Genomic DNA, 22107 nt, shown 5'->3' with positions numbered 1-22107 from the left:
TTCTACAGAAATACCGGAACTAGATCTTTTCCACTTGAGTATAATCCAACTCAACTGGCGTTTCTCTGCCAAACATGTTGACATGAACCTTGAGCTTCGCTTTGTCCAGCAAAATTTCTTCTACTGTACCAACGAAATCCGCGAACGGACCTTCCTTGACCCGTACAGTTTCCTTCAGATCGAATTCGATCTTCGGCTTCGGTTCCTCCATACCCATATGCTTCAAAATCTGTTCGACTTCGTCTGGCATAAGAGCGATCGGCTTCGAGCCTGATCCTGTCGATCCTACGAATCCTGTAACACCCGGCGTATTGCGAACAACATACCAAGAATCGTCAGTTTGAACCATTTCTACGAGAACGTAGCCTGGATAAACTTTACGTTGAACGGTTTTTTTCTTGCCGTCCTTCTCGACCACTTCTTCTTCCATCGGAACTAGTACGCGGAAGATCTTGTCTTCCATGCCCATCGATTCCAAACGGCGTTCCAAATTGGCTTTTACTTTGTTCTCATAACCGGCGTAAGTGTGTACGACATACCATCTTTTTTCCATTTCAATTCACCTTTGGACCCTTCTTAAACAATCAGTTCAACTAGAGACGAGATCCCGATGTCAAGAAGCCAAAAGTAAATCGTCACAGCCGTAATCGTCAAAACGACAACGATAGAATAGCTTGTCAACTCTTTACGGTTTGGCCAACGAACCTTTTTCAGTTCTGCCCAGCTGTCAGCAAAGAAACCAAACGTTGTTCCGAAGCTTTGCTTCACTTTAGCCAAAAATGCCACGGTCACACCTCCATTTGACTATCTCGTCTCGCGATGAGGAGTCTGCTCGTTACAAAACTTGCAAAACTTCTTCAACTCGATGCGGTCGGGGTGATTGCGTTTGTTCTTGCTGCTCGCATAGTTTCTCTGTTTGCAGTTTGTGCATGCCAACGTGATAATAACCCGCATTGAATTACACCTCCCGAACTGCTACTAAATACCTGTTCACCCTGAAACATGCAGTACCTCAAGATGAAATGAAGGCCAACACGAAAAAAAACCTCATATTTAGGCCTACCCGAACACTTTATCACACGACATACTGGATGTCAATGTAAAAGATAGAATGCGAGCTTGTACAAAAGCTGGAAACAAGGCGGCATCGGGTCCGCCCTGTTTCTACAAGTATAGGCAGCATTTTCCGATTTAAAACGGAAATGAAGCCATCCTCTTCTACAATTACAGAGAAAAGGACAGCTTCTGCATTCTCACTTAAGCTATAAGTATGATGACACTGTTACCCGCTTATGTCCCGGACTTCCAAATAACGTTCAAGCTTCCGCTTCACGCGCTGTAGTGCATTATCAATAGACTTCACATGACGATCCAGATCAACTGCTATTTCCTGATAGGACCTTCCATCCAAATAAAGCATGAGCACCTTGCGTTCAAGATCACTCAAAATTTCGGACATTTTGTCTTCCAGACCGCTAAACTCTTCCTGGTTAATGATCAACTCTTCCGGATCTGATACCCGGGTCCCGCATATGACATCAAGCAAAGTACGATCGGAGTCTTCATCGTAAATGGGCTTATCGAGCGAGACATAGGAATTGAGCGGGATATGCTTCTGCCTGGTGGCCGTCTTAATCGCCGTTATAATCTGCCGCGTAATGCACAGCTCTGCAAATGCTTTAAAGCTTGCGAGCTTGTCCCCTTTAAAGTCGCGAATAGACTTATACAGTCCGATCATGCCTTCCTGCACAATATCTTCCCGGTCCGCACCGATAAGAAAATAAGAGCGTGCTTTAGCTCGAACGAAATTCTTATATTTGTTAATCAAATATTCGAGCGCCAGACTGTCGCCATTGCGAACCGCTTCTACGATTTCCTCGTCCGTACTGCAGTCATATTCGAGCGTACTCCATTCTTTGAGGTCGATGCTCACAAACTATCCCTCCGGCCTGCAAGGCGTACGCCGCTAGATTCATAGCCAGCAAATATAGAGCCAGTATACATTATGTAACCTGACAACGTCAACCGATTTAGACCCCGAATCGATAACAAAACCTATTCAAAGTGTCGAAAATTTTACAGATACATCCAGAAATAATTCACCGCAGCCTTAGGGCGCACTGTTATTTCTTGCCTCGCCTAAGCCTTTCCAGCTGCATGCGAATTTCAAGGCTAAGACTGTTGTCCACCGTATTGCGGCGGCTCTTCGTTTCTTCCCTCAGCGTAAGCTCAATTTGCTTGCGGTTCTGCTCAATTTCAATTAACAGCTCTCGTGCCGAGAGGCGAAGCGCCCCATGGGCGAAAGCGACATGCTGTTCTACGAGATCAGAAGTAGCGACATACAAATGGCGTCTTTTTTGAAACAGCTCAACTACCATGCGCTCAATGCATTCATCCGCTGTTTCCTTTTCCTTCGTATACACAATTGTCAGCTTGTGGTGCTTGAAGGTCGCTCCAAGCCCAGGCACCTGATGCGCATCGAAAATGACATAGACCGCCATGCCGGTAAACCCCTGATAATCCGCGAGCATATCAAGCAGCTTGTCCCTTGCTTCCTCGAGATCGATGGCTTTCAGCTTTTCCAGCACGGGCCAGGCCCCAATCATGTTGTAGCCATCCACTAGCAAAATATCGTCACGCCGTTTCATGCTTTAAACGCTCCGGCGCTGTCTAACCACTTCGTACATGAACACGCCCGCAGCAACGGAGGCATTCAGCGAATTAAGCTGGCCCTGCATCGGAAGCTTCACCAGAAAATCGCATTTTTCTTTGATGAGGCGGCCAATCCCTTTGCCTTCATTGCCGATGACGACAGCAAGCGGCATGTCGAATTTCATCGAATAAATTTCCTGCTTGGCACTGACATCCGTACCTGCTATCCATATGCCTTCTTCCTTGAGCCGATCGATCGTTTGCGCCAGGTTTGTCACGCGGGCAACGGGCACATATTCCGCCGCTCCCGCCGACGTTTTGGAGACGGTAGCCGTTAATCCGACCGCGCGGCGCTTCGGAATAATAACGCCATGAACGCCGGTGCATTCCGCGGTCCGCAGAATTGAGCCCAAATTATGAGGGTCCTCAATTTCATCCAGCAGCAAAATAAAAGGCGTCTCATTGCGGCTGCGCGCCGCTTCTAATATTTCTTCAATCTCGGCGTAGCGAAAAGCAGCCGCCTGCGCAATAACGCCTTGATGCTGAACGCCCTCGGCCATGCCATCAAGCTTCCTTTTATCGACAAATTGCACGATAATTCCGCTTTTTTTCGCCTCTGCCGTAATCGGCTGTGTCATGCTCTTCTGGGCGCCTTCGGCGATCCAAATTTTATTGATTTCACGCCCGGAACGAAGCGCCTCCAGTACGGGATGCTTGCCAGCAATAATTTCATCTTGCGGGGTAGTCTCAGTCATTATTCGCCCTCCTTTGTTTTCTTGGCTGCGGTGGAAGGGGCGGCTGGCTGTGCCGGCCGTTCCTCTCCGTCTTCTCTTGCTGCAATCGCACAGGCGAATAACTCATGCAAGCGCTGAATGCGGCCTTCATAATATAAATACCCAACGAGACATTCAAGCGCGGTTGCTTGACGATAATCGGCGGGGTCAGCATTTTTAGGCGGCGCACCTGACTTCGTATTGCGTCCGCGCCGCACCACATCTGCCTCTTCCTCCGTCAGCAGCGGCTGCCAGTGCTCCAGCAAAATCCGCCGCTGCGCCTTGGCCGAGACGATGCCCGTCGCTTCGCGGTGCAGGTGATGCGGCTTATGGTTCGGCAGGGACACCAAGTATTGGCGGACCAGCAGCTCGAACACACTGTCGCCCACATAGGCGAGCACGACGGGATTCAGCAGATTTGTTTTTTTCGAAGGCGAGTAAAACAATAAATCGTTCGCTAGCGCCTCGCTGTTATGCGGTTCACTCATAGGCGGCGCCAACGGATGCCTTGCGGCGTATCCTCAAGAGCGATGCCTTTCTCTGTCAGCAAATCGCGAATTTCGTCTGCTCTAGCCCAGTTTTTCGACTGGCGCGCTTCCGTTCTTTCGACAATCAGCTGCTCAATTTCCTCATCAAGCAGATCCGCTTCGGCCGACTGTGGCGGAATTAAGCCAAGCACCTCGTCCATTTGCTCCAGCACATCCAGAAAAGCCTGCACGCCCTCGGCACTCACATCTGCGCGATTCAAATATTGATTCGCTTCGCCAACCAGATCAAAGACCGCGGTAATCGCATCCGGCGTATTGAAGTCATCGTCCATTTTCGCTTCAAATACGCTCATAATTTCCGCCAAGCGAGTATCAAGCTCGAACGCCGCAACCGCAGCTCCCGTCTGCTCCTCGCTCTCCAGCACTTGCAGGCGATGGCGCAAATTGGACACGCTGTTCGCGATGCGCTCCACGCTGTTTGCCGCTTGCTTTAGCGCTTCTTCGTTGAAGTTAAGCGGACTGCGATAATGTCCAGACAAAATAAAATAACGAATCGCTTGCGGCTTCACCTGCTTCACCAGCTCATGCACCGCAATACCATTGCCCAGCGATTTGGAAATTTTCACATTATCAATGTTAATATAGCCGTTATGCATCCAATAATTCGCCAGCGGTTTGCCCGTCAATGCTTCCGACTGTGCGACCTCGCACTCATGATGCGGGAACTGCAGGTCCTGTCCGCCGCCATGAATATCGAGCGTGTCCCCGAGATGCTTGCGCGCCATTGCCGAGCATTCGATATGCCAGCCTGGACGGCCCGGTCCCCACGGCGTTTCCCAGAAAATCTCGCCCGGCTTTGCGCCTTTCCACAGCACAAAATCCTTAGGACTCTCCTTGCGATCGCCTACTTCAATCCGGATGCCGAATTGCAGCTCCTCCAGATTTTGATGAGACAGCTTGCCGTATTCCTCGAACCTCGCGGTGCGGAAATAAATATCGCCTTCGCTCTCATAAGCAATGTCCTTGTCCAGCAGGCCTTGAATAAAATCGACGATTTCCGTAATATGCTCCGTTACGCGTGGGTTCAGTGTTGCCTTATGCACGGCAAGCGCTTCGAGATCCGCATTGAATGCCGCGATAAATGTCTCCGCCACTTCTGGAACCGTAGATCCCAGCTCCTCCGCTTTGCGGATCATCTTATCATCCACGTCCGTAAAGTTGACGACATAATTCACCTCATAGCCTGTGCTCTCCAAATACCGCCGAACGACATCGAAGAAAATAAACGGCCTTGCATTTCCAACGTGAATATAATCGTATACCGTCGGCCCGCATACGTACATTTTAACTTTCCCTGGCTCCTGCGATTCAAAAGCTTCCTTCGTGCGGGTCAATGTATTATACAGATGTAGCGTCATTTTCGTAAATCCCCTCCAGTTACAGGCTCCCTGAGCTCTTTCAACTCTGTTTTCAAACGATCAATTTCTTTTTGCATATCACGCAGCATTTCGATAACCGGGTCAGGCAGCTGGTTGTGCTCCAGTCTGTCCTTCACCCGTTCGCCATTTCGTTTCACCACTCTGCCGGGGTTGCCTACAACGGTACAATTAGGCGGCACCTCGCGCAGCACAACCGCATTCGAGCCTACATTTGAATTATCGCCAATTTTGAACGATCCCAGCACCTTCGAGCCCGAGCCAATAACGACATTGTTGCCGATGGTCGGATGGCGCTTGCCCTTCTCCTTGCCCGTACCGCCAAGCGTAACCCCTTGATAAATGACGACATCATTGCCAATTTCGCATGTTTCGCCGATGACAATGCCCATACCGTGGTCAATAAACAGCCGCTCGCCGATCGTGGCCCCTGGATGAATTTCAATGCCCGTCATAAAACGGCTGAATTGAGATATGATACGCGCAACCGTAAACCATTTGTGACGAAAAAAATAATGCGCTGCCCGATGCGCCCAAATCGCATGCAGGCCGGAATAAGTGAAGACGACCTCAAAGCGACTTCTGGCGGCCGGATCATTTTCGAATACCGCTTCAATATCTGAACGTATATGGCGAAACATCAGCTTATCTCCTCTCAAGCCAGCAGGCCGCTGCCCCTCTTAGAGACTGCGACGAAATGAAGTACCGCTAATTTCCTCGCAGCTCCTTAGTCCTGCCTAGCTGGCCGCCGCATATCCATATAAAAAAGCCCCCACAGCATTTGCATGCTGCAGAGGCGTGTGTTCAATCGCGGTCCCACTCTGCTTGAATAGCCTGACAACATATCTGCGCCGCTCGCAGCAAGCTTCGGCATGTCTGCCTTCGCCCACTTCAACCTATGGCTGCCAGATAGCTCAGCTGCTATCCATCTCAAAGCCTTTAACGCAGGCTTACGTTGCCGCCTACCCCACAAGCGCCGCCGACGCAGCATGCGAACGAAACTTCTCTCGTTCCATGACAGCTGTTCGGGCCTCTGGCTCGGAACAAAGCTCCCAGGTGCAATTTTCCGCCCGCCGAATTAGACAACTTGCAGCTACATTGTCCAATAGCCGCGGGTAACCCGGCCTGGATGCAATGACGGTTGTCCTCTCTGCAAATCCAGCAAAACGTACTTTTCCTGTTCATAGCTTGTTAATTGTAAACTTCCTAATAGTAGCCCTAGTATACCCAATCCACCCTTATGTGACAAGAGGCATTGTGTCCGGGCGTAATCGTACGGTGAAAAAGAGCACGCCCAGCGCGAATACTCGCGCCACGGCCCTCTCCCCATGCAGCAAGCCTAGCGGCCCAACCGCTCGTTCAGTCTCGCGATGACTTTCGCTTGGCCAAGCAGCACGATGGATTGGTTCAAGTCCGGTCCATGCGTCTGTCCGGTCAACGCGGCACGGATAGGCATAAACAGCTGTTTGCCTTTGAAGCCGGTATCCTTTTGCACTGTTTTAATGGAAGCCTTCACGCTACCTTCATCAAATGCCTCGGCTGGTGTTGCTTCTACTTGTGCGAGGAAAGCCGCAAGCACGACAGGCACCTGCTCTTCTGCAAGCACAGTTGTCGCTTCTTCTTCATCTTGGGCAGCCTCTTGGAAGAAAATCTCGGTATGCGGTACGATTTCCGCTGCATAACGCAGCTTGTCCTGGTACAACGCCACGAGACTGCTCACCCATGCGCGGCCAGCTTCATCCAATGGCTCAGATACGCGGCCAGCTTTAACCAAATGCGGCAGGCACATCTCGACGACGCGCGCCAGATCTGTTTTTTTCAAATATTCATTGTTCATCCAGCTCAGCTTCTGCGTATCGAATACGGCCGGGCTTTTGCTGAGGCGCTCAGCATTGAATACTTCAATCAATTGCTCACGGGTGAAAATCTCCTGCTCGCCTTCCGGCGACCAGCCGAGCAGCGTAATAAAGTTGAACATCGCCTCTGGCAAATAGCCTAGCGAATCGTATTGCTCAATGAATTGGATAATCGACTCATCGCGCTTGCTGAGCTTTTTGCGAGTTTCGTTTACGATCAGCGTCATATGACCAAAGCGAGGCGGCTCCCAGCCAAATGCTTCATAAATCATCAATTGGCGCGGCGTGTTGGAAATATGGTCTTCGCCCCGCAGCACGTGGCTAATTTTCATCAGGTGGTCATCCAGCGCAACGGCAAAATTGTACGTCGGGATGCCATCTTTTTTCACAATGACAAAATCGCCTGTTTCCGCTGTATCAAAGCTGATTTCACCTTTTACGACATCGTCAAATTTGTAGGTGCGGCCTTCCGGCACGCGGAAACGAATGCTTGGCACGCGGCCTTCTGCCTCAAATGCCGTGCGCTGCTCATCTGTCAGATTGCGATGCAGTCCGGAATAACGCGGCGTTTCGCCCCGGGCTGTCTGCTCCTCGCGCTCACGCTCCAGCTCCTCTTCGGTGCAGTAGCAGCGGTAAGCTAGGCCGCGATCCAGCAAATCCTGCCAATATTTTTCGTAAATATCAAGACGCTCCGTCTGACGGTAAGGACCGTAGTCGCCGCCAACGTCGATGCTTTCATCCCAGTCAATGCCGAGCCATTTCAAATAAGTGAGCTGGCTTTCTTCTCCGCCGGCAATATTGCGCTTCACATCCGTATCCTCGATGCGGATAATAAACTTTCCGCCCAAATTGCGGGCATACAAATAATTAAATAAGGCCGTTCTTGCATTGCCAATATGCAGATGCCCCGTCGGCGACGGTGCGTATCGTACGCGAATTTCTTGTGTCATTGGTAAATCGCCCCTCCCTAGTCGCTTGCAGCCTTGCGCTTTTAGTACTGCCAAACTCGTAAGATAAGTAAGGTGAAAAAGAGTCTGCGCTGTGCGAAAAGAGCTTGCTTCCGATCGCCATTACCCCTGAGTTTCCTTGAATTAACCGGCTAGGCCGTTGAAACTTAAGGGTAAAAGCATAAGCTTACGATGCTGCTTTCCTACGGAAAGCTTTAAACGAACGCTATCGCTTCTCCAGCAACCCCTTTTCTCTCCACTACGACTTTTTCACCCTACTTCTTACATCCTTGCAGTAAATCAGCTATTACTAAGCTTTCCTTAAAAAAACCTGCTGCGTTTCCTAAATATAACCTTCGCCTTGCCTTGAACAAAATGCTTTTGCTATATCTTTAGCAAAATACTTTAGGACATGTATGCCAACGTAAACAAGCCACATAATAATCTTGATTGATTATAGCATCAAACATGAACAGGAGCCTGCGTATCGAAAGTCAGCTTCATGCCATAGGCTTTAGGCGGACACAGCAGCCGCTATTACAGCCGAAACACGGGTTATGGCAGAGGACCCGGACTCAGAAGACGCTAATGTGCTTCCGATCGTTATTTTGAAGGGAAAATCAAGCACATAACGGATTTCCTGTCCGCCCAAGACCTCAAACCCTCTCAAAAGCCAGAATAGCGGAACCTCAGTCATCAAGGTGAAACGGCTTTCGCTGTCATTTGGCGGCGTGGCGCGTTTCATTCCGAGAAATAGAGAGAAAGTATGGCAAAATCATATACTTTCCTATATTTCAAGCGTAACGGCTGTCGCCAGCCTCTGGCGGCAAAGCTACCTATGCATGAGTATCCGGATTCTGGTTTGCATACACACCCTAGATAAACCAATAGCGTGAAGAAGTCTTTTTCCCATCCCAGCGCTCAAAAATTATTGCGATTATATCACATCTTTAATCAGGCAAACAACGGATTGTGCCGCAATTCCTTCGCCACGTCCAGTGAAGCCGAGCTGCTCCGTCGTCGTTGCCTTCACATTCACCTGGGACACATCTGCCTCCAAGGCGCCTGCGATAATTTCCGCCATTTGCGGAATAAAGGGCAGCATCTTGGGACGCTGTGCAATAATGGTCGAGTCAATGTTTCCCAGCTTATAGCCGCGCTCCTTGACGAGTCCCCAAATATGTACAAGCAGCTTCAAGCTGTCCGCATCCTTGAACTCAGGGTCCGTATCGGGAAAATGCTTCCCGATATCGCCCAGCGCCAATGCGCCCAAAATCGCATCGGTAATCGCATGCAGCAGCACGTCGGCATCGGAATGCCCTAGCAGCCCTTTTTCATATGGAATGGTTACACCGCCGATAATGCACGGCCTTCCTTCTACCAATTGATGAACGTCAAAGCCTTGTCCTACACGAATCATAGTCAGCGTTCCCCTCTCTCCCGCTTTGCGAGCAAAAACTCCGCCCATGGCAAGTCCTCAGGCGTCGTAATTTTTATATTTGTATAATCGCCTTCCGCAACGGCAACCGGTGCGCCCATTCGCTCGACAACCATCGCGTCGTCCGTCCCCAGAAAACCCTCTGCATGGGCCTGCTCATGCGCACGCACAAGCAGTTCACGACGAAAAGCCTGCGGCGTTTGAATCGCCCACAAGCTTCGGCGGTCAGGCGTCGATACGATCAAGCCGTTATCGCCCACCTGTTTAATCGTATCCTTCACTGGTACTGCCAGCACAGCCGCGCCTTCACGCTCCGCCACAGAGCAGCAGGCGCCGACCGCAGCTGCCGTCACAAGCGGCCGCACGCCATCATGCACCATGACCCACTCTATAGCAGGCGAAAGCGCCTGAATGCCGCTATACACCGAATGCTGCCTTTCGCTGCCGCCTGCAACAACTGCCTTCACCTTGGCAATGCCAAAGCGGTTGACCAGCTCTTCCACGCGCCCCACATCATCAGCGCCGACAACGACGATAATTTCAGCAAGGTTATCAAGCGAAGCAAACAGCTCAAGCGTATGTACAACAATCGGCTTGCCCTGCATTTCCAGGTACTGCTTGCTTTCTTTTGTCCCCATTCGCGAACCGCGTCCGGCCGCGACGACGACAACTCCCCATTTTGCCCCCATGTCGTATTCCCCTCAAATCTGTGTGCCGGTATTGTATCCCCTCTATCATACCTTTTTTACTGTGCTTTTTCCAACAGCTTTGGCTTGGCGAAAATCATCCGTCCCGCAGATGTTTGCAGCACGCTCGTTACAAGCACTTCCATCGTTGTGCCGATATATTCGCGTCCGCCTTCTACTACGATCATCGTGCCATCGTCGAGATAAGCGACACCCTGTCCATGCTCCTTGCCGTCCTTAATGACCTGCACAATAATTTCTTCACCCGGCAGCACAACTGGCTTCACCGCATTCGCCAAATCGTTAATGTTGAGTACAGATACGCCTTGCAGCTCGCACACCTTATTCAGGTTAAAATCATTCGTTACCACTTTGCCATGCAGCGCCTTGGCCAGCTTCACCAGCTTGCTGTCCACCTCGCTGATTTCCTCGAAATCTCCTTCATAGATAAGCACGCGCACATCAAGCTCTTTCTGGATTTTGTTCAAAATATCCAGCCCCCGGCGGCCGCGGTTGCGCTTGAGCAAGTCCGAAGAATCGGCAATATGCTGCAGCTCCTCCAGCACAAATTCAGGAATAACCAGCGTTCCCTCAATAAAGCCGGTTTTGCAAATGTCGGCGATCCGCCCATCAATAATAACGCTCGTATCCAAAATCTTATGCTCCTCGAACCCGCTAGTCTCATCGATAGCAGGGGCCGCTTTGCGCTGGTTCCACAGCTCAATCAGCTTTTCCGTCAGCTCATCCCGCTTGTTCCAAGCAATGCGCACGCCCAGATAGCCGAAGAACAGCGCCATAATGGCCGGCAGCATAACACCTACGCCTCCAATGTCCGACACCGCCGGGTACAACAGCACCGACAGCAGCAGCCCTACGAACAATCCTGCTGCACTAGCAAGCAAATCCTTGACCGGCATAGCCGAAGTCTGCTCCGCTCCACGCTGCATTAAACGAATGAGCGGATTTGCTGCCAAGGTCGCGAGAATGACCCCGCACAATGCACCGATTCCGACATTCATGTAATAAGTGCCGGAATGCTCAAGCATCCCAATAGATGGCTCAGCCCATAATCCCGATAAACTGGTCATGCTGTGAAGCTCGCGTCCTGCCATTGCACCTAACATTATTCCAATTAATTGAATGATACGTCTTACCATATTCATCCACCTCCATTACAATTATGTTCCAATTGGGAACACTCTAACCGTCAAAGGTGAATGATTTTTCATTTTGAAATGCGGACCAAGTAAGCTTATAATGGAAACAAGATCAGAAGTTGCTAAAGTTGATGAAAGAGGTGTAACCGATGAGCGCACCAACATTGGATCAATTTCAACAGCAAGTATCCGAGTTACTGCTAAGGCATCGGAGCCTGCTAGATGTGATGTCAAAGTTTGGGCAGGCTGGAACGTCCGTCAATCGTGCGGTAACGAAAGCCGTGACCGACTGCGGCTGCATTGAGCTTGCTGCCCGCAAGCAGCATTATTCCGATGAGCCGAATCTTACCAACGCGAAAGAAACGCTGCAAAGCCACCTTTCTGGCGAGCTGTGCGAGAACTGCCGCGATGTGCTTAAGGCCGACCTCGGACGCAATCTGTTCTACATGACCGCGATGTGCAATCTGCTGGATATCCAGCTGGACGAAGTCATCGCCGATGAGTATGACAAATGCTCAACGCTCGGCCTATTTAATTTAACGTAAAGCGAATGCCTGCAAAGCCATTGCTACCTCAACATAATGATGCAAGATGCACAAGGTGAAATGGCTGTCGCCATCCTTTGGCGGCGCGGCGCATTTCAGTCCGAGAAATATAGAGAAAGTACGGGGAAATCATATACTTTCCTATATTTCAAGCGTAAACGGCTGTAGCCACCCTCTGGCGGCAAAGCCATTTCAAAAAAAAAAAGCTGCAAACCACGTTTACATGGTTTACAGCTTTTTTGATGTTTCCTGTTTACTTATGAAAAATGCTTCTGAGCTAGCTGCATACTAGGCAATCGTCTCCGACTGCACCTGCTCTTCACTCAGCTCTACATGCTTGTTTTTACGTCTGCGCGGCTTAATGCGCCGATCAACGTTTTTTTTTAAGCCCCACAGCGCATATAGCAAAAGCGGGATGAAAATCAGCTTCGACAAATATTGATTGAACCAAATACCGATTACGAGCGAGAATACGACGATAATCGGCACGACCCAAATCGCACTCTTCGGAATGCCAATTTTCTTGAAGTTCGGGTAACGAACCGTGCTCACCATAAGAATGGAAAGAACGAGCGTGCTGATTAACAGCACAATAACCGAAATATCATTTTTGAAAAGAGCTAGCGTTGCCAAAACACCACCAGCTGCTGGAATCGGCAGCCCGATGAAATAACCGCTCGGCGTCTTCGTTACGACATTAAATCTCGCCAGGCGCAAAGCTCCGCAAATCGGAAATAACGCGGTAATAATCCAAGCCACTGCTGTATTTAAATCCTGAAAAGCGACGACATACATAATGAACGCTGGAGCGACTCCGAAGGAAATGACATCGGATAACGAATCGAGCTCCTTGCCGAATTCGCTCTGTGCATTAAGCGCACGTGCCACTCTGCCATCTACGCCATCAAGCAGCATTGCGATAATAACCATCATCGCTGCAATTTCAGGTTTCTCATTAAACACCATAATAATGGCGATTACGCCAAGAAACAAATTCCCCACCGTGAAAAGGCTCGGTATTGACTTTATAATCATCTGTTCCACCTCTTCTCTACTATGCCCTAAGACCAAATACTAATGTATGATGATCGGGCCGTTCACATTCCATCAATTGTATGGGATTTAGATTTGCCTGTCAATGAACATTTGATCCTGAATCCGTTTCAAACCTTCCTTGATCGCCCTCGCCCGAACTTCCCCAATTCCGTCAACATCATCCAATTCGCCGATGGTCGCCATCATAATATGCGGCAGTCTGGCGAAGCGCTCAATCAAATTATTCATAATAATGAGCGGCAAACGCGGGATTTTGTTCAACAAGCGGAAGCCGCGCGGGGAAATAGCTTCTTCTGCCATGGAACCGGTATGCGGGTAGCCAAGAAGCCGGATAATCGGCGAAGCGTCCAGCAGCTCATCCGAGCTCAGTTTTTTCATCGCGAGCCGGATTTCCCGGATTTTCTCATCTGAATTATCTTTCGCATAATCCTTAAGCAAATACCAAGCATCCTCATCTACACCGTCGACCAGCTCTTCCAGCTGCATCGCAATGAGGCGTCCTTCCGTTCCTAGCTCGGTTACATAACGCTTGATTTCCATTTTGACACGCAGCACCATCTCTACCCGCTGCACGACATGGGCAACCTCTTGCAAGGTGACCAGCTCTTCGAACTCAAGCACAGACAAATTTTTGAACGATTGGCCCAGCACCGCCTTATATTTTTCCAGCGTCTGAATCGCCTGATTCGCTTTTGTCAAAATGTTGCCCATTTCCTTGAGCGCATACCGCAAATTGCCTTGATACAGCGTAATAATATTGCGGCGCTGCGATATGGATACGACGAGCTTGCCCGTCTGCTTGCCGACCCGCTCCGCGGTACGGTGGCGGATTCCCGTCTCAATCGACGGAATGGAGCTGTTCGGAATAAGCTGCGTGTTGGCATACAAAATCCGCCGCATATCCTCGCTCAAAATAATTGCGCCATCCATCTTTGCAAGCTCATACAAATAGTTGGGCGAGAAATCGCAATTGATGGAAAAACCTCCATCTACAACTTCCATTACCTCAGGACTGTATCCGACAACGATTAATGCTCCAGTCTTCGCCCGCAGCACGTTCTCTAAGCCGTCACGGAACGGGGTACCGGGCGCGACTAGCTGCAAAAGCTGGTTCATCGTTTCTAGCTGGCTCTGTTCCTTCATCATCTTCCCCCTATCCTAGTGCTGCCGAGAGCGCTTCCGCTACGGTGTTTACACCAATAATCTCAATGGATGCCGGAGGCTTCCAGCCCTTCAGGCTTTTCTCCGGCATAATAACACGTTTGAAGCCCAGCTTCTCGGCTTCCTTTACCCGCTGCTCAGCCCGCGAGACAGCACGTACCTCGCCCGTCAATCCAACTTCCCCGAACACAACATCGTAAGGTCTCGTTGGCGCATCCCGAAAGCTCGAAGCGAGACATACCGCTGCTGCTAAATCAACGGCTGGCTCATCGAGCTTAATGCCGCCTGCGACATTTAAATAAGCATCCTGCGTCTGGAGAAACATGCCGTTGCGCTTCTCAAGCACTGCAATGATCAGCGCCATGCGATGATGGTCAAGCCCGGCCGTCATACGGCGCGGCGAAGGGAAATTAGTCGTCGCCACCAGCGCCTGCAATTCCACCAATACAGGACGGGTTCCCTCCATGCTTGCTACAACAATAGAACCTGCTACGCCAAGCGGGCGCTCTGATAAAAACAGCTCAGAAGGATTCAGCACCTCACGCAAGCCTTCCTCGCCCATTTCAAAAATTCCGATCTCATTCGTCGACCCAAACCGGTTTTTAACCGCGCGCAGCAGCCTGTAGGTATGATGGCGCTCACCTTCAAAATACAATACGCAATCGACCATATGCTCCAGCATCCGTGGTCCGGCGATGGCGCCTTCCTTCGTCACATGCCCGACCAGCACCGTTGCAATCCCTTTGATTTTGGCGACTCGCATGAAATGCGCGGTGCATTCCCGAACCTGAGATACGCTGCCCGGCGCTGATTGCACACCCGGATCATAAACCGTCTGGATGGAGTCAATAACGAGAAAATCGGGGTCCACCGATTCAATCGCCTCGTTAATATGATCCATGTTCGTTTCGCAAAGCACATACAAGGACTCCGTCAGCGCACCAAGCCGATCCGCTCTTAATCTTGTCTGCCGCACCGATTCCTCACCTGAAATATAGAGAACCTTCAATCCCTTCGTTGCCAGTGCATGCGAGGTTTGCAGCAGCAGCGTGGATTTTCCGATACCGGGGTCGCCCCCTACCAGCAAAAGGGAGCCCGGCACAACGCCCCCGCCAAGTACGCGGTTCAGCTCCTTCAAGCTCGTTTCAATGCGCGGTTCCTTCCCGCTCTCTATATGTATGATCGACTGTGGCTTTTCTTTCGTTTGCGCAACACGCAAACCGACTCCCTGCGTCTTGACAACGGTTTCCTTCTCTTCAATCATGGAATTCCATGACTGGCACCCTGGGCATTTGCCCATCCACTTAGGCGACTCTGTTCCACATTCATTGCATACGAATTTCGTTTTTATTTTTGCCATGTCCGGCTCCTTTTACTAAAAACACTATCATTAAAAGTTTACCATTTAATGTGGATTGTATAAACCCCTACTTCCTTATACAGCAAGAAAGTTCCCTGTCATCCACAAGAGGAAGAAGGGAACTTTCTGAAAAAGATAACCTATACACGCTATCGTTTAAGCTTGGATAGCCGCTTGCCGCGCCACAATAACCCGGTGCGTTGAAAGCTGGGAGCCTAGCATAATGACTTCATTTTGCTGACTTTTGCAGCCTTCGCCTGCTTTTGTTTGACGATGCGCATGTGCCTGACGGAAGGAGTCGCTGTTGACCCAGCCTTCAAACGACGCTTTATTTTCCCATGTTGTGCCGACTCTCAGCTCATCATAGTCCACCAAGTTTTCCATAAGCAGCACTTCCATCCGGATAAAGCCGGGAGAAAGCTCAATTCCCTTCGTATGCTGGAACCGCTCGGCTACAGCTTCACCGTGCCCTTTTTTCACTTTAATGGTGTTCGTGACCACGATCATGATGTTACTCCTCCTATCAAGCCTGAAGGCTTTCCAAATAAGCATAAACCAAGCGCGATTCCTCGCCACCCATCTTGGCGTGAACGATGAGTGGAATTCCATGCGGGCCAATGGCATCTTTCGCCGCGGGGTCGTCTCTTAAAATCGCATGAACCACTTCCAGCTTGCCTAACATCGCAGCAGCAAAAAGATCCAGCCTTGCTCCACGCTCCAGCAAATACAGCGCAATATCCCTGCGCCCGACATGAGCGGCTGCGCCTAGCGCATTTTCCCAATCGCCATCGCCCCAGTCACAGGAAGCGTGCAGCAGCTCGGGCTCTTCACTCAGCATTTGCTTTACCTTGTCAAAATCCATGTGTGCAGCTCTAACGAACTGCTTAATATAATCATTTGATAAATATGACGCCTCTTCAGCCGTTATTCTGGCAGCATGCAAACCCATCCTTATTACCGCCTTCCGTCATCTGTTCCGGTCTTCGCCATTGTATATGAAAGAGTGTATGTTCAAAGTAATGTCTACTCTTATAAGATACACGATAATGATTCTCATTGTCAAATAAAAATGAATGAAGATTGTCTGTTTAAGGCATAAAAAAAGCTTCCAGAATCCGTCAAGTTCACGGGTTCTGGAAGCTTTCTATTTTTGTGCCTAGCTGCATAAAGCTAGCTCGCCGGATGCGCGGATAAGCTGTAATCAGCTGTGCAGCATCCTCACTTTTTGATTATGATTTAGCTGCCGGCTCTTCGGACGCTTTCTCCAAATCAAGAGGCTCCGATTTGGTTACCGTCAACGCGCCATCCTTCTCATCAATCGTGAAGCGGTCGCCTTTTTGAATGTTGCCAACGAGCAATTCCTCGGACAAACGGTCTTCGATATGCTTCTGAATCGCACGGCGCAATGGACGAGCACCATACTGCGGATCGAAGCCTTCTTTCGCGAGGAACGCCTTCGCCGTATCGGTCAGCAAGAAGTCTACATCTTGCTCACGCAGACGTTTGCGCAAATCGTCGGACATCAAAGTGACGATTTCGGCGATATGCTCCTGCTCCAGCGAGTGGAACACGATCGTTTCGTCGATCCGGTTCAGAAACTCCGGACGGAAACTCTTTTTGAGCTCAGCCATTACTTTATCCTTCATTTGAATGAAGTCACGGCCAGCGTCATGAACAGCTGTGAAGCCCAGCGAAGAATTCCGTTTAATTTGATCCGCGCCCACGTTCGACGTCATAATGATCAGCGTATTGCGGAAATCGACTACACGTCCTTTAGAATCAGTCAGACGGCCATCTTCGAGCACTTGCAGCAAAATGTTGAATACTTCTGGATGGGCTTTCTCAATCTCATCGAGCAATACAACCGAATATGGCTTACGGCGTACTTTCTCGGTCAATTGACCGCCTTCCTCATAACCAACATATCCCGGAGGCGCCCCAACGAGACGGGAAGTCGAATGCTTCTCCATATATTCCGACATATCGATGCGGATAATCGCATTTTCATCGCCGAACATCGCTTCTGCAAGCGCACGTGCAAGCTCGGTTTTACCTACACCAGTTGGACCGAGGAAAATGAATGAACCCATCGGACGCTTCGGATCCTTCAGGCCAGCACGAGCACGGCGCATAGCGCGCGATACCGCTTTGACTGCTTCTTCCTGGCCGATGACACGGCCGTGAAGAATGGATTCCATTTTCAGCAGACGCTCGGTTTCTTCCTCTGCCAGCTTGCTTACCGGAATGCCGGTCCAGCTCGCTACTACCTGTGCAATATCCTCAGGTGTCACTTCGGAATCGGTACGTCCTTGTTTTTCTTTCCATTGATTTTTCGTGATATCGAGCTCTTCACGCATCTTCTGCTCGGTATCGCGAAGCGCAGCCGCTTTCTCAAACTCCTGGCTTTGAACAGCGGAGTCTTTCTCCTTGCGGATATCCTCCAGACGGTTTTCCAGCTGCTTGAGGTTCGGCGGAATCGTATATGAGTTGAGGCGAACTTTCGAGCCCGCTTCATCAATTAGGTCAATCGCTTTATCCGGCAGGAAACGATCCGTAATGTAGCGGTCGGACAGCTTAACAGCTTGAACAATCGCTTCATCCGTAATTTTCACCCGGTGATGGGCTTCATAACGATCGCGCAGGCCGTACAAAATTTGTACCGCTTCTTCCGGCGAAGGCTGATCTACCGTAATCGGTTGGAAACGGCGCTCCAGCGCAGCATCCTTCTCGATGTATTTGCGGTATTCATCCAGCGTAGTCGCACCGATACATTGCAACTCTCCCCGTGCTAGCGCCGGCTTCAAAATATTCGAAGCATCAATCGCTCCCTCAGCCCCACCTGCACCGATCAGCGTATGCAGCTCATCGATGAAGAGGATGATATTGCCGGCCTGGCGGATTTCATCCATAATTTTTTTCAAGCGGTCCTCAAACTCACCGCGGTATTTCGTACCAGCTACGACAGAGCCCATATCGAGCGTCATTACGCGTTTGTCGCGCAGCGTTTCTGGAATTTCGTTTGCAATAATTTTTTGCGCCAGTCCTTCGGCTATCGCCGTTTTACCAACGCCGGGTTCCCCGATGAGAACCGGATTGTTTTTCGTCCGGCGGCTAAGCACCTGAATAACGCGCTCGATTTCTTTACTGCGGCCAATAACCGGATCGAGATTGCCTTCTTTAGCGAAGGAGGTCAAATCGCGGGCAAGTCCGTCCAGCGTTGGCGTGCTCACATTTGATGGAGCGCCATGGTTGCTGGAGATGGCTTCGCTACTGCCAAGCAATTGCAGCACTTGCTGACGCGCTTTATTCAAGCTGATGCCGAGATTGTTCAGCACGCGGGCTGCAACCCCTTCGCCTTCACGAATGAGTCCGAGCAAAATATGCTCCGTACCCACATACGTATGGCCCAGCTTTCTCGCTTCATCCATAGAGAGCTCAATGACCTTTTTCGCACGTGGCGTATAGGCAATATTCGTCGGTTGCTCCTGACCTCTTCCGATCAAAGCTTCAACCTCATCCTGGATTTTCTCTAGGCCCAGGCCAAGTCCAATCAGCGCTTTCGCGGCGATGCCTTCCCCTTCACGAATCAATCCAAGTAAAATATGCTCTGTACCAATATTGTTATGTCCAAGACGAACTGCTTCTTCCTGCGCCAATGCAAGCACCTTCTGTGCCCGTTCCGTAAATCTTCCGAACATCATCGTTACGCACCCCCATGTTCCATTTGACTTCGCAACTGCTTGCGAATAAGTTCTGCCCGGCGATAATCCCGCTGCTCCGCATTCATCGTTTCCTTAAATACTTGCTGCAAGAAGCCAGGCTGCGTCATAATCATTAATTCATTCATGACTTGAGGCGTTATATTATCCAGCAATCCCAAATCAACGCCCAACCTTACATCTGAAAGCCGCTGTGCTGCTTCCTTCGTATCCATAATAGCCGCATAGGATAAAATCCCATAAGACCGCTTTACTCTATCTTCAATGCGTAGCTTAGACTCAGCTAGGAGCCTTATTCGAGCTGCTTTCTCATGCTCAATAATTTGTTTAGCTACGCTGTACAAGTTCTCAATAATCTCCGGTTCAGATTGACCGAGTGTAATTTGGTTCGAGATTTGAAACACATTGCCTAGCGCTTCGCTGCCTTCCCCATACAATCCGCGAACCGCGAGCCCTACCTGCGTGACCGCCTGCAAAATCCGATTGATTTGCGATGATAGCACGAGTGCCGGCAAATGCACCATAATGGATACGCGAATGCCTGTTCCAACGTTGGTCGGGCATGTCGTTAAATAACCGCGTTTCTCATCAAAAGCATATTCGGTCTCCGCCTCAAAAATATCATCGATCCGATTCGCCAGCGTCCAAGCTTCCTGAATTTGAAAACCCGGATACAGACATTGAATTCGCAGATGGTCTTCTTCATTAATCATAATGCTCACCGATTCATTATCGCTGAGGATGAAGGCTCCGCCTCGAGATTCATTAGCCAGATTAGGGCTGATCAAATGCTTTTCAACCAATACACGCTTCTCCAGCTCCGTAAGATCGGATAACACGATCGTATCAAAATGGCCGATAGGCTCAAGCTTTCCAGATGCCCCGATAGCAGCCAGCTGCTCCATAACCTCAAGCGACTGCTCCTTCGTAGCCAGCAACGGAAACGGATGATGGTTTAAATTTCTGGCAATGCGTATTCGGCTGCTGATGACGATATCTGACTCGGGACCATCCCCTTTCATCCAATCGCTTAACGCTTGCTCAGAAAAACGACGACTCTTCAAGAGGTATCCTCCTTACTTCACGACTTACAGCTCTGCTATTTTACGCTCAAGCTCACGAATACGATCCCTGATTTGAGCCGCACTTTCAAATTCTTCTTGCTCAATACGATCATACAGCTCGCGTCTGAGCTGATCAAGTTCTCGTTTATTTTGCAATTGCCCTCCGGAGCGTTTCGGAATTTTCCCCGTATGCACCGTACTACCATGTACCCTTTTGAGCAGCGGATCTAACTTATCTGAAAAATGTTTGTAGCAGGCGCTGCAGCCAAAGCGTCCGATCTTGCTGAACTGTGCATAAGTGAATCCGCATTCGTCACAGCGTATGACCGGGCAAGGCTTCGTCCCTGCTGAACCCGATGTTCCAGATGGATCAAAATCAAGCAGACCCGACAGCAAGCTGTGGATAGAGAAGCCATTCGCCGTTCCCGGAATGCCTTCACCCCGTTCACGCGCACAAGCTTCACAAATGTGAAACTCTGTCTTCTCTCCACCGACAATCTTCGTAAAATGAAGCGTTGCCGGCTTCTTGCCGCATTCCTGACAAATCAAGACAAATCACCCCTTTCCATGCACTTACGCACGGTAAAGTTATTTAACTAGAAGCGATATAAGCATCGCTCTTAGCAAACGGGCCCTTACCTCATCACGCAGCGGGAGCTTGACCGCAATCGTTTCCCGATCAATCGCTGCCCGCAGCAGCTGTGCTTCGCGCTTCGTCACCAACAGCGCTTCTTCAAGCTGATAAATCAGCCCTTCCGCCACGCTCTGCTCCACGCAATCTCCAATCGTCTGCCGAATATGAAATTGAATCGTCTGCAAGGCTGGCAGCTCTACCCGTTGAATCCGGACATAACCTCCGCCTCCACGCTTCGATTCAACCATGTAACCCTTCTCCAGCGTAAAACGTGTACTAATAACGTAATTAATCTGGGAAGGGACGCACGAGAACTTCTCAGCCAGCTCATTGCGCTGTATTTCTACCGAGCCTTCCGTGCTTTCCTGCAGCATATTCTTTAAATACTGTTCAATGAGATCGGAAATGTTTCGCATATCACCAACCTCCCTGGTACTGCATGGAGCACAAGCTTACGCTTATTCATATGCAGTTCCAACTGACTTTGACTTTCTTTGACTTTAACTTTATTATACGCAAAATTTAAGAAAGGTCAAGAGATGGAATCTTAATTTTCTGACTATTCATCCACAAGCATTTATACACAAGGCTACTACTTAGCATGATGCGAAAAAGCACTATTTATACCCAACCAGCGTAGATCGGACCTATTTATAAACAGGCTGTGCATAAAAAGTGAACGAATGTGCATAATTCGTGTTTACATTATGTTCATATAAGGCTAATTAAACTTACGCACATGTGAACAACCTTGCGAATAGGTACTTATTCTTTCCACAAAAAAATACTATGCCCCTCATCCACGGCTGTAGATAAGTTGTGCACAGCATTTTCGCTATATGATTATGTATCAGTTTATAGGACAACAAAAAACCTGCCGCAATGATTGCGGCAGGCTTCTCGTGCTTGGCGACGTCCTACTCTCCCAGGACCCTGCGGTCCAAGTACCATYGGCGCTGGAGGGCTTAACGGTCGTGTTCGGGATGGGAACGCGTGGTTCCCCTCCGCCATCGCCACCAAACGGATATGTATCATTGATTTTCTTCTCGAATCAGCTTCGAAAAGATCCAACGATCATCAAAGTATTGCTACCCTGAAAACTGGATGCGAAAGACAAAGTCWAGAAACTTTAGCG

23 protein-coding genes and 1 rRNA gene are annotated in these 22107 nt (G+C 49.7%); 1 reads left to right on the top strand and 23 read right to left on the bottom strand.

Going from position 1 to position 22107, the window contains the following annotated elements:
• Positions 1-19: 19 nt before the first annotated feature.
• The 13 genes from nusG to ASF12_RS14135 form a co-directional block, all read right to left on the bottom strand.
• Positions 20-553 carry a transcription termination/antitermination protein NusG gene (gene nusG, locus ASF12_RS14195; RefSeq protein WP_046234209.1) on the bottom strand — a complete coding sequence of 178 codons (534 nt, stop codon included), beginning with the start codon at positions 551-553 and terminating at the stop codon, positions 20-22.
• A gap of 23 nt (positions 554-576) precedes the next feature.
• Positions 577-786 carry a preprotein translocase subunit SecE gene (gene secE, locus ASF12_RS14190; protein WP_046234208.1) on the bottom strand — a complete coding sequence of 70 codons (210 nt, stop codon included), beginning with the start codon at positions 784-786 and terminating at the stop codon, positions 577-579.
• A gap of 18 nt (positions 787-804) precedes the next feature.
• The gene (rpmG, locus tag ASF12_RS33720) at positions 805-954 is read right to left on the bottom strand and encodes a 50S ribosomal protein L33 (protein WP_015847242.1); all 150 of its coding nucleotides are present in this window, start codon (positions 952-954) and stop codon (positions 805-807) included.
• A 328-nt stretch (positions 955-1282) separates the two neighbouring features.
• Positions 1283-1933, bottom strand: coding sequence for an RNA polymerase sporulation sigma factor SigH (sigH, locus tag ASF12_RS14185; protein WP_056035760.1), 651 nt, complete (start codon positions 1931-1933; stop codon positions 1283-1285).
• Positions 1934-2123: 190 nt separating this feature from the next.
• The gene (locus tag ASF12_RS14180) at positions 2124-2648 is read right to left on the bottom strand and encodes an NYN domain-containing protein (protein WP_056035757.1); all 525 of its coding nucleotides are present in this window, start codon (positions 2646-2648) and stop codon (positions 2124-2126) included.
• Positions 2649-2651: 3 nt separating this feature from the next.
• Positions 2652-3407 carry a 23S rRNA (guanosine(2251)-2'-O)-methyltransferase RlmB gene (gene rlmB / locus ASF12_RS14175; protein WP_056035755.1) on the bottom strand — a complete coding sequence of 252 codons (756 nt, stop codon included), beginning with the start codon at positions 3405-3407 and terminating at the stop codon, positions 2652-2654.
• Entirely contained in the window at positions 3407-3913 is a 507-nt protein-coding gene (locus ASF12_RS14170) for a Mini-ribonuclease 3 (protein ID WP_056035752.1), read from the bottom strand. Before ASF12_RS14170 ends, rlmB begins: the two co-directional genes overlap by 1 nt.
• Entirely contained in the window at positions 3910-5331 is a 1422-nt protein-coding gene (cysS, locus tag ASF12_RS14165) for a cysteine--tRNA ligase (RefSeq protein WP_056035749.1), read from the bottom strand. The genes ASF12_RS14170 and cysS overlap by 4 nt, the downstream gene beginning before the upstream one ends.
• Positions 5328-5990: a serine O-acetyltransferase gene (gene cysE / locus ASF12_RS14160; protein ID WP_056035746.1), complete on the bottom strand. Its 663-nt coding sequence runs from the start codon at positions 5988-5990 to the stop codon at positions 5328-5330. The genes cysS and cysE overlap by 4 nt, the downstream gene beginning before the upstream one ends.
• A gap of 698 nt (positions 5991-6688) precedes the next feature.
• Complete coding sequence (gene gltX / locus ASF12_RS14150; RefSeq protein WP_056035741.1) at positions 6689-8155, bottom strand: glutamate--tRNA ligase; 1467 nt, start codon at positions 8153-8155, stop codon at positions 6689-6691.
• Between the two features lie 934 nt (positions 8156-9089).
• Complete coding sequence (gene ispF / locus ASF12_RS14145) at positions 9090-9572, bottom strand: 2-C-methyl-D-erythritol 2,4-cyclodiphosphate synthase (RefSeq protein ID WP_056035738.1); 483 nt, start codon at positions 9570-9572, stop codon at positions 9090-9092.
• 2 nt (positions 9573-9574) lie between these two features.
• Positions 9575-10279, bottom strand: a complete 705-nt coding sequence (gene ispD, locus ASF12_RS14140) for a 2-C-methyl-D-erythritol 4-phosphate cytidylyltransferase (protein WP_056035734.1) — start codon at positions 10277-10279, stop codon at positions 9575-9577.
• A 56-nt stretch (positions 10280-10335) separates the two neighbouring features.
• A complete protein-coding gene (locus ASF12_RS14135) occupies positions 10336-11433 on the bottom strand; it encodes a PIN/TRAM domain-containing protein (protein ID WP_056035730.1) in 1098 nt (365 codons plus the stop codon).
• A 149-nt stretch (positions 11434-11582) separates the two neighbouring features.
• On the opposite strand from ASF12_RS14135, the gene ASF12_RS14130 reads away from it, so the two are divergent.
• Entirely contained in the window at positions 11583-11978 is a 396-nt protein-coding gene (locus ASF12_RS14130) for a hypothetical protein (protein ID WP_056035726.1), read from the top strand.
• Between the two features lie 288 nt (positions 11979-12266).
• Here the strand turns inward: ASF12_RS14130 and pssA are convergent, their stop codons facing one another.
• The 10 genes from pssA to rrf all read right to left on the bottom strand — a co-directional run bounded on the left by pssA (position 12267) and on the right by rrf (position 21993).
• Complete coding sequence (gene pssA / locus ASF12_RS14125; RefSeq protein WP_056035722.1) at positions 12267-13013, bottom strand: CDP-diacylglycerol--serine O-phosphatidyltransferase; 747 nt, start codon at positions 13011-13013, stop codon at positions 12267-12269.
• An 87-nt stretch (positions 13014-13100) separates the two neighbouring features.
• Positions 13101-14177 carry a DNA integrity scanning diadenylate cyclase DisA gene (gene disA / locus ASF12_RS14120; protein WP_056035719.1) on the bottom strand — a complete coding sequence of 359 codons (1077 nt, stop codon included), beginning with the start codon at positions 14175-14177 and terminating at the stop codon, positions 13101-13103.
• A gap of 10 nt (positions 14178-14187) precedes the next feature.
• Positions 14188-15555 carry a DNA repair protein RadA gene (gene radA / locus ASF12_RS14115; RefSeq protein WP_046234195.1) on the bottom strand — a complete coding sequence of 456 codons (1368 nt, stop codon included), beginning with the start codon at positions 15553-15555 and terminating at the stop codon, positions 14188-14190.
• A 156-nt stretch (positions 15556-15711) separates the two neighbouring features.
• Positions 15712-16062, bottom strand: coding sequence for an antibiotic biosynthesis monooxygenase (locus ASF12_RS14110; RefSeq protein ID WP_056035716.1), 351 nt, complete (start codon positions 16060-16062; stop codon positions 15712-15714).
• 16 nt (positions 16063-16078) lie between these two features.
• The gene (locus tag ASF12_RS14105) at positions 16079-16504 is read right to left on the bottom strand and encodes a hypothetical protein (protein WP_056035714.1); all 426 of its coding nucleotides are present in this window, start codon (positions 16502-16504) and stop codon (positions 16079-16081) included.
• 280 nt (positions 16505-16784) lie between these two features.
• Positions 16785-19256 (bottom strand): ATP-dependent protease ATP-binding subunit ClpC, encoded by a 2472-nt coding sequence (gene clpC, locus ASF12_RS14100; RefSeq protein ID WP_056035710.1) that lies wholly within the window; start codon positions 19254-19256, stop codon positions 16785-16787.
• Positions 19257-19258: 2 nt separating this feature from the next.
• The gene (locus ASF12_RS14095) at positions 19259-20338 is read right to left on the bottom strand and encodes a protein arginine kinase (protein WP_081418818.1); all 1080 of its coding nucleotides are present in this window, start codon (positions 20336-20338) and stop codon (positions 19259-19261) included.
• A 24-nt stretch (positions 20339-20362) separates the two neighbouring features.
• On the bottom strand, positions 20363-20887 hold the full coding sequence (locus ASF12_RS14090) for a UvrB/UvrC motif-containing protein (protein WP_046234191.1): 525 nt from the start codon (positions 20885-20887) through the stop codon (positions 20363-20365).
• Between the two features lie 39 nt (positions 20888-20926).
• A complete protein-coding gene (locus ASF12_RS14085) occupies positions 20927-21388 on the bottom strand; it encodes a CtsR family transcriptional regulator (RefSeq protein ID WP_056035708.1) in 462 nt (153 codons plus the stop codon).
• A 488-nt stretch (positions 21389-21876) separates the two neighbouring features.
• Positions 21877-21993 (bottom strand): 5S ribosomal RNA (rrf, locus tag ASF12_RS14080).
• Positions 21994-22107: the final 114 nt, after the last annotated feature.

It is taken from the genome of Paenibacillus sp. Leaf72 (assembly GCF_001422685.1).
Taxonomy (GTDB): Bacteria; Bacillota; Bacilli; order Paenibacillales; family Paenibacillaceae; genus Pristimantibacillus.
This window is presented reverse-complemented; position numbering and strand designations above follow the sequence as displayed.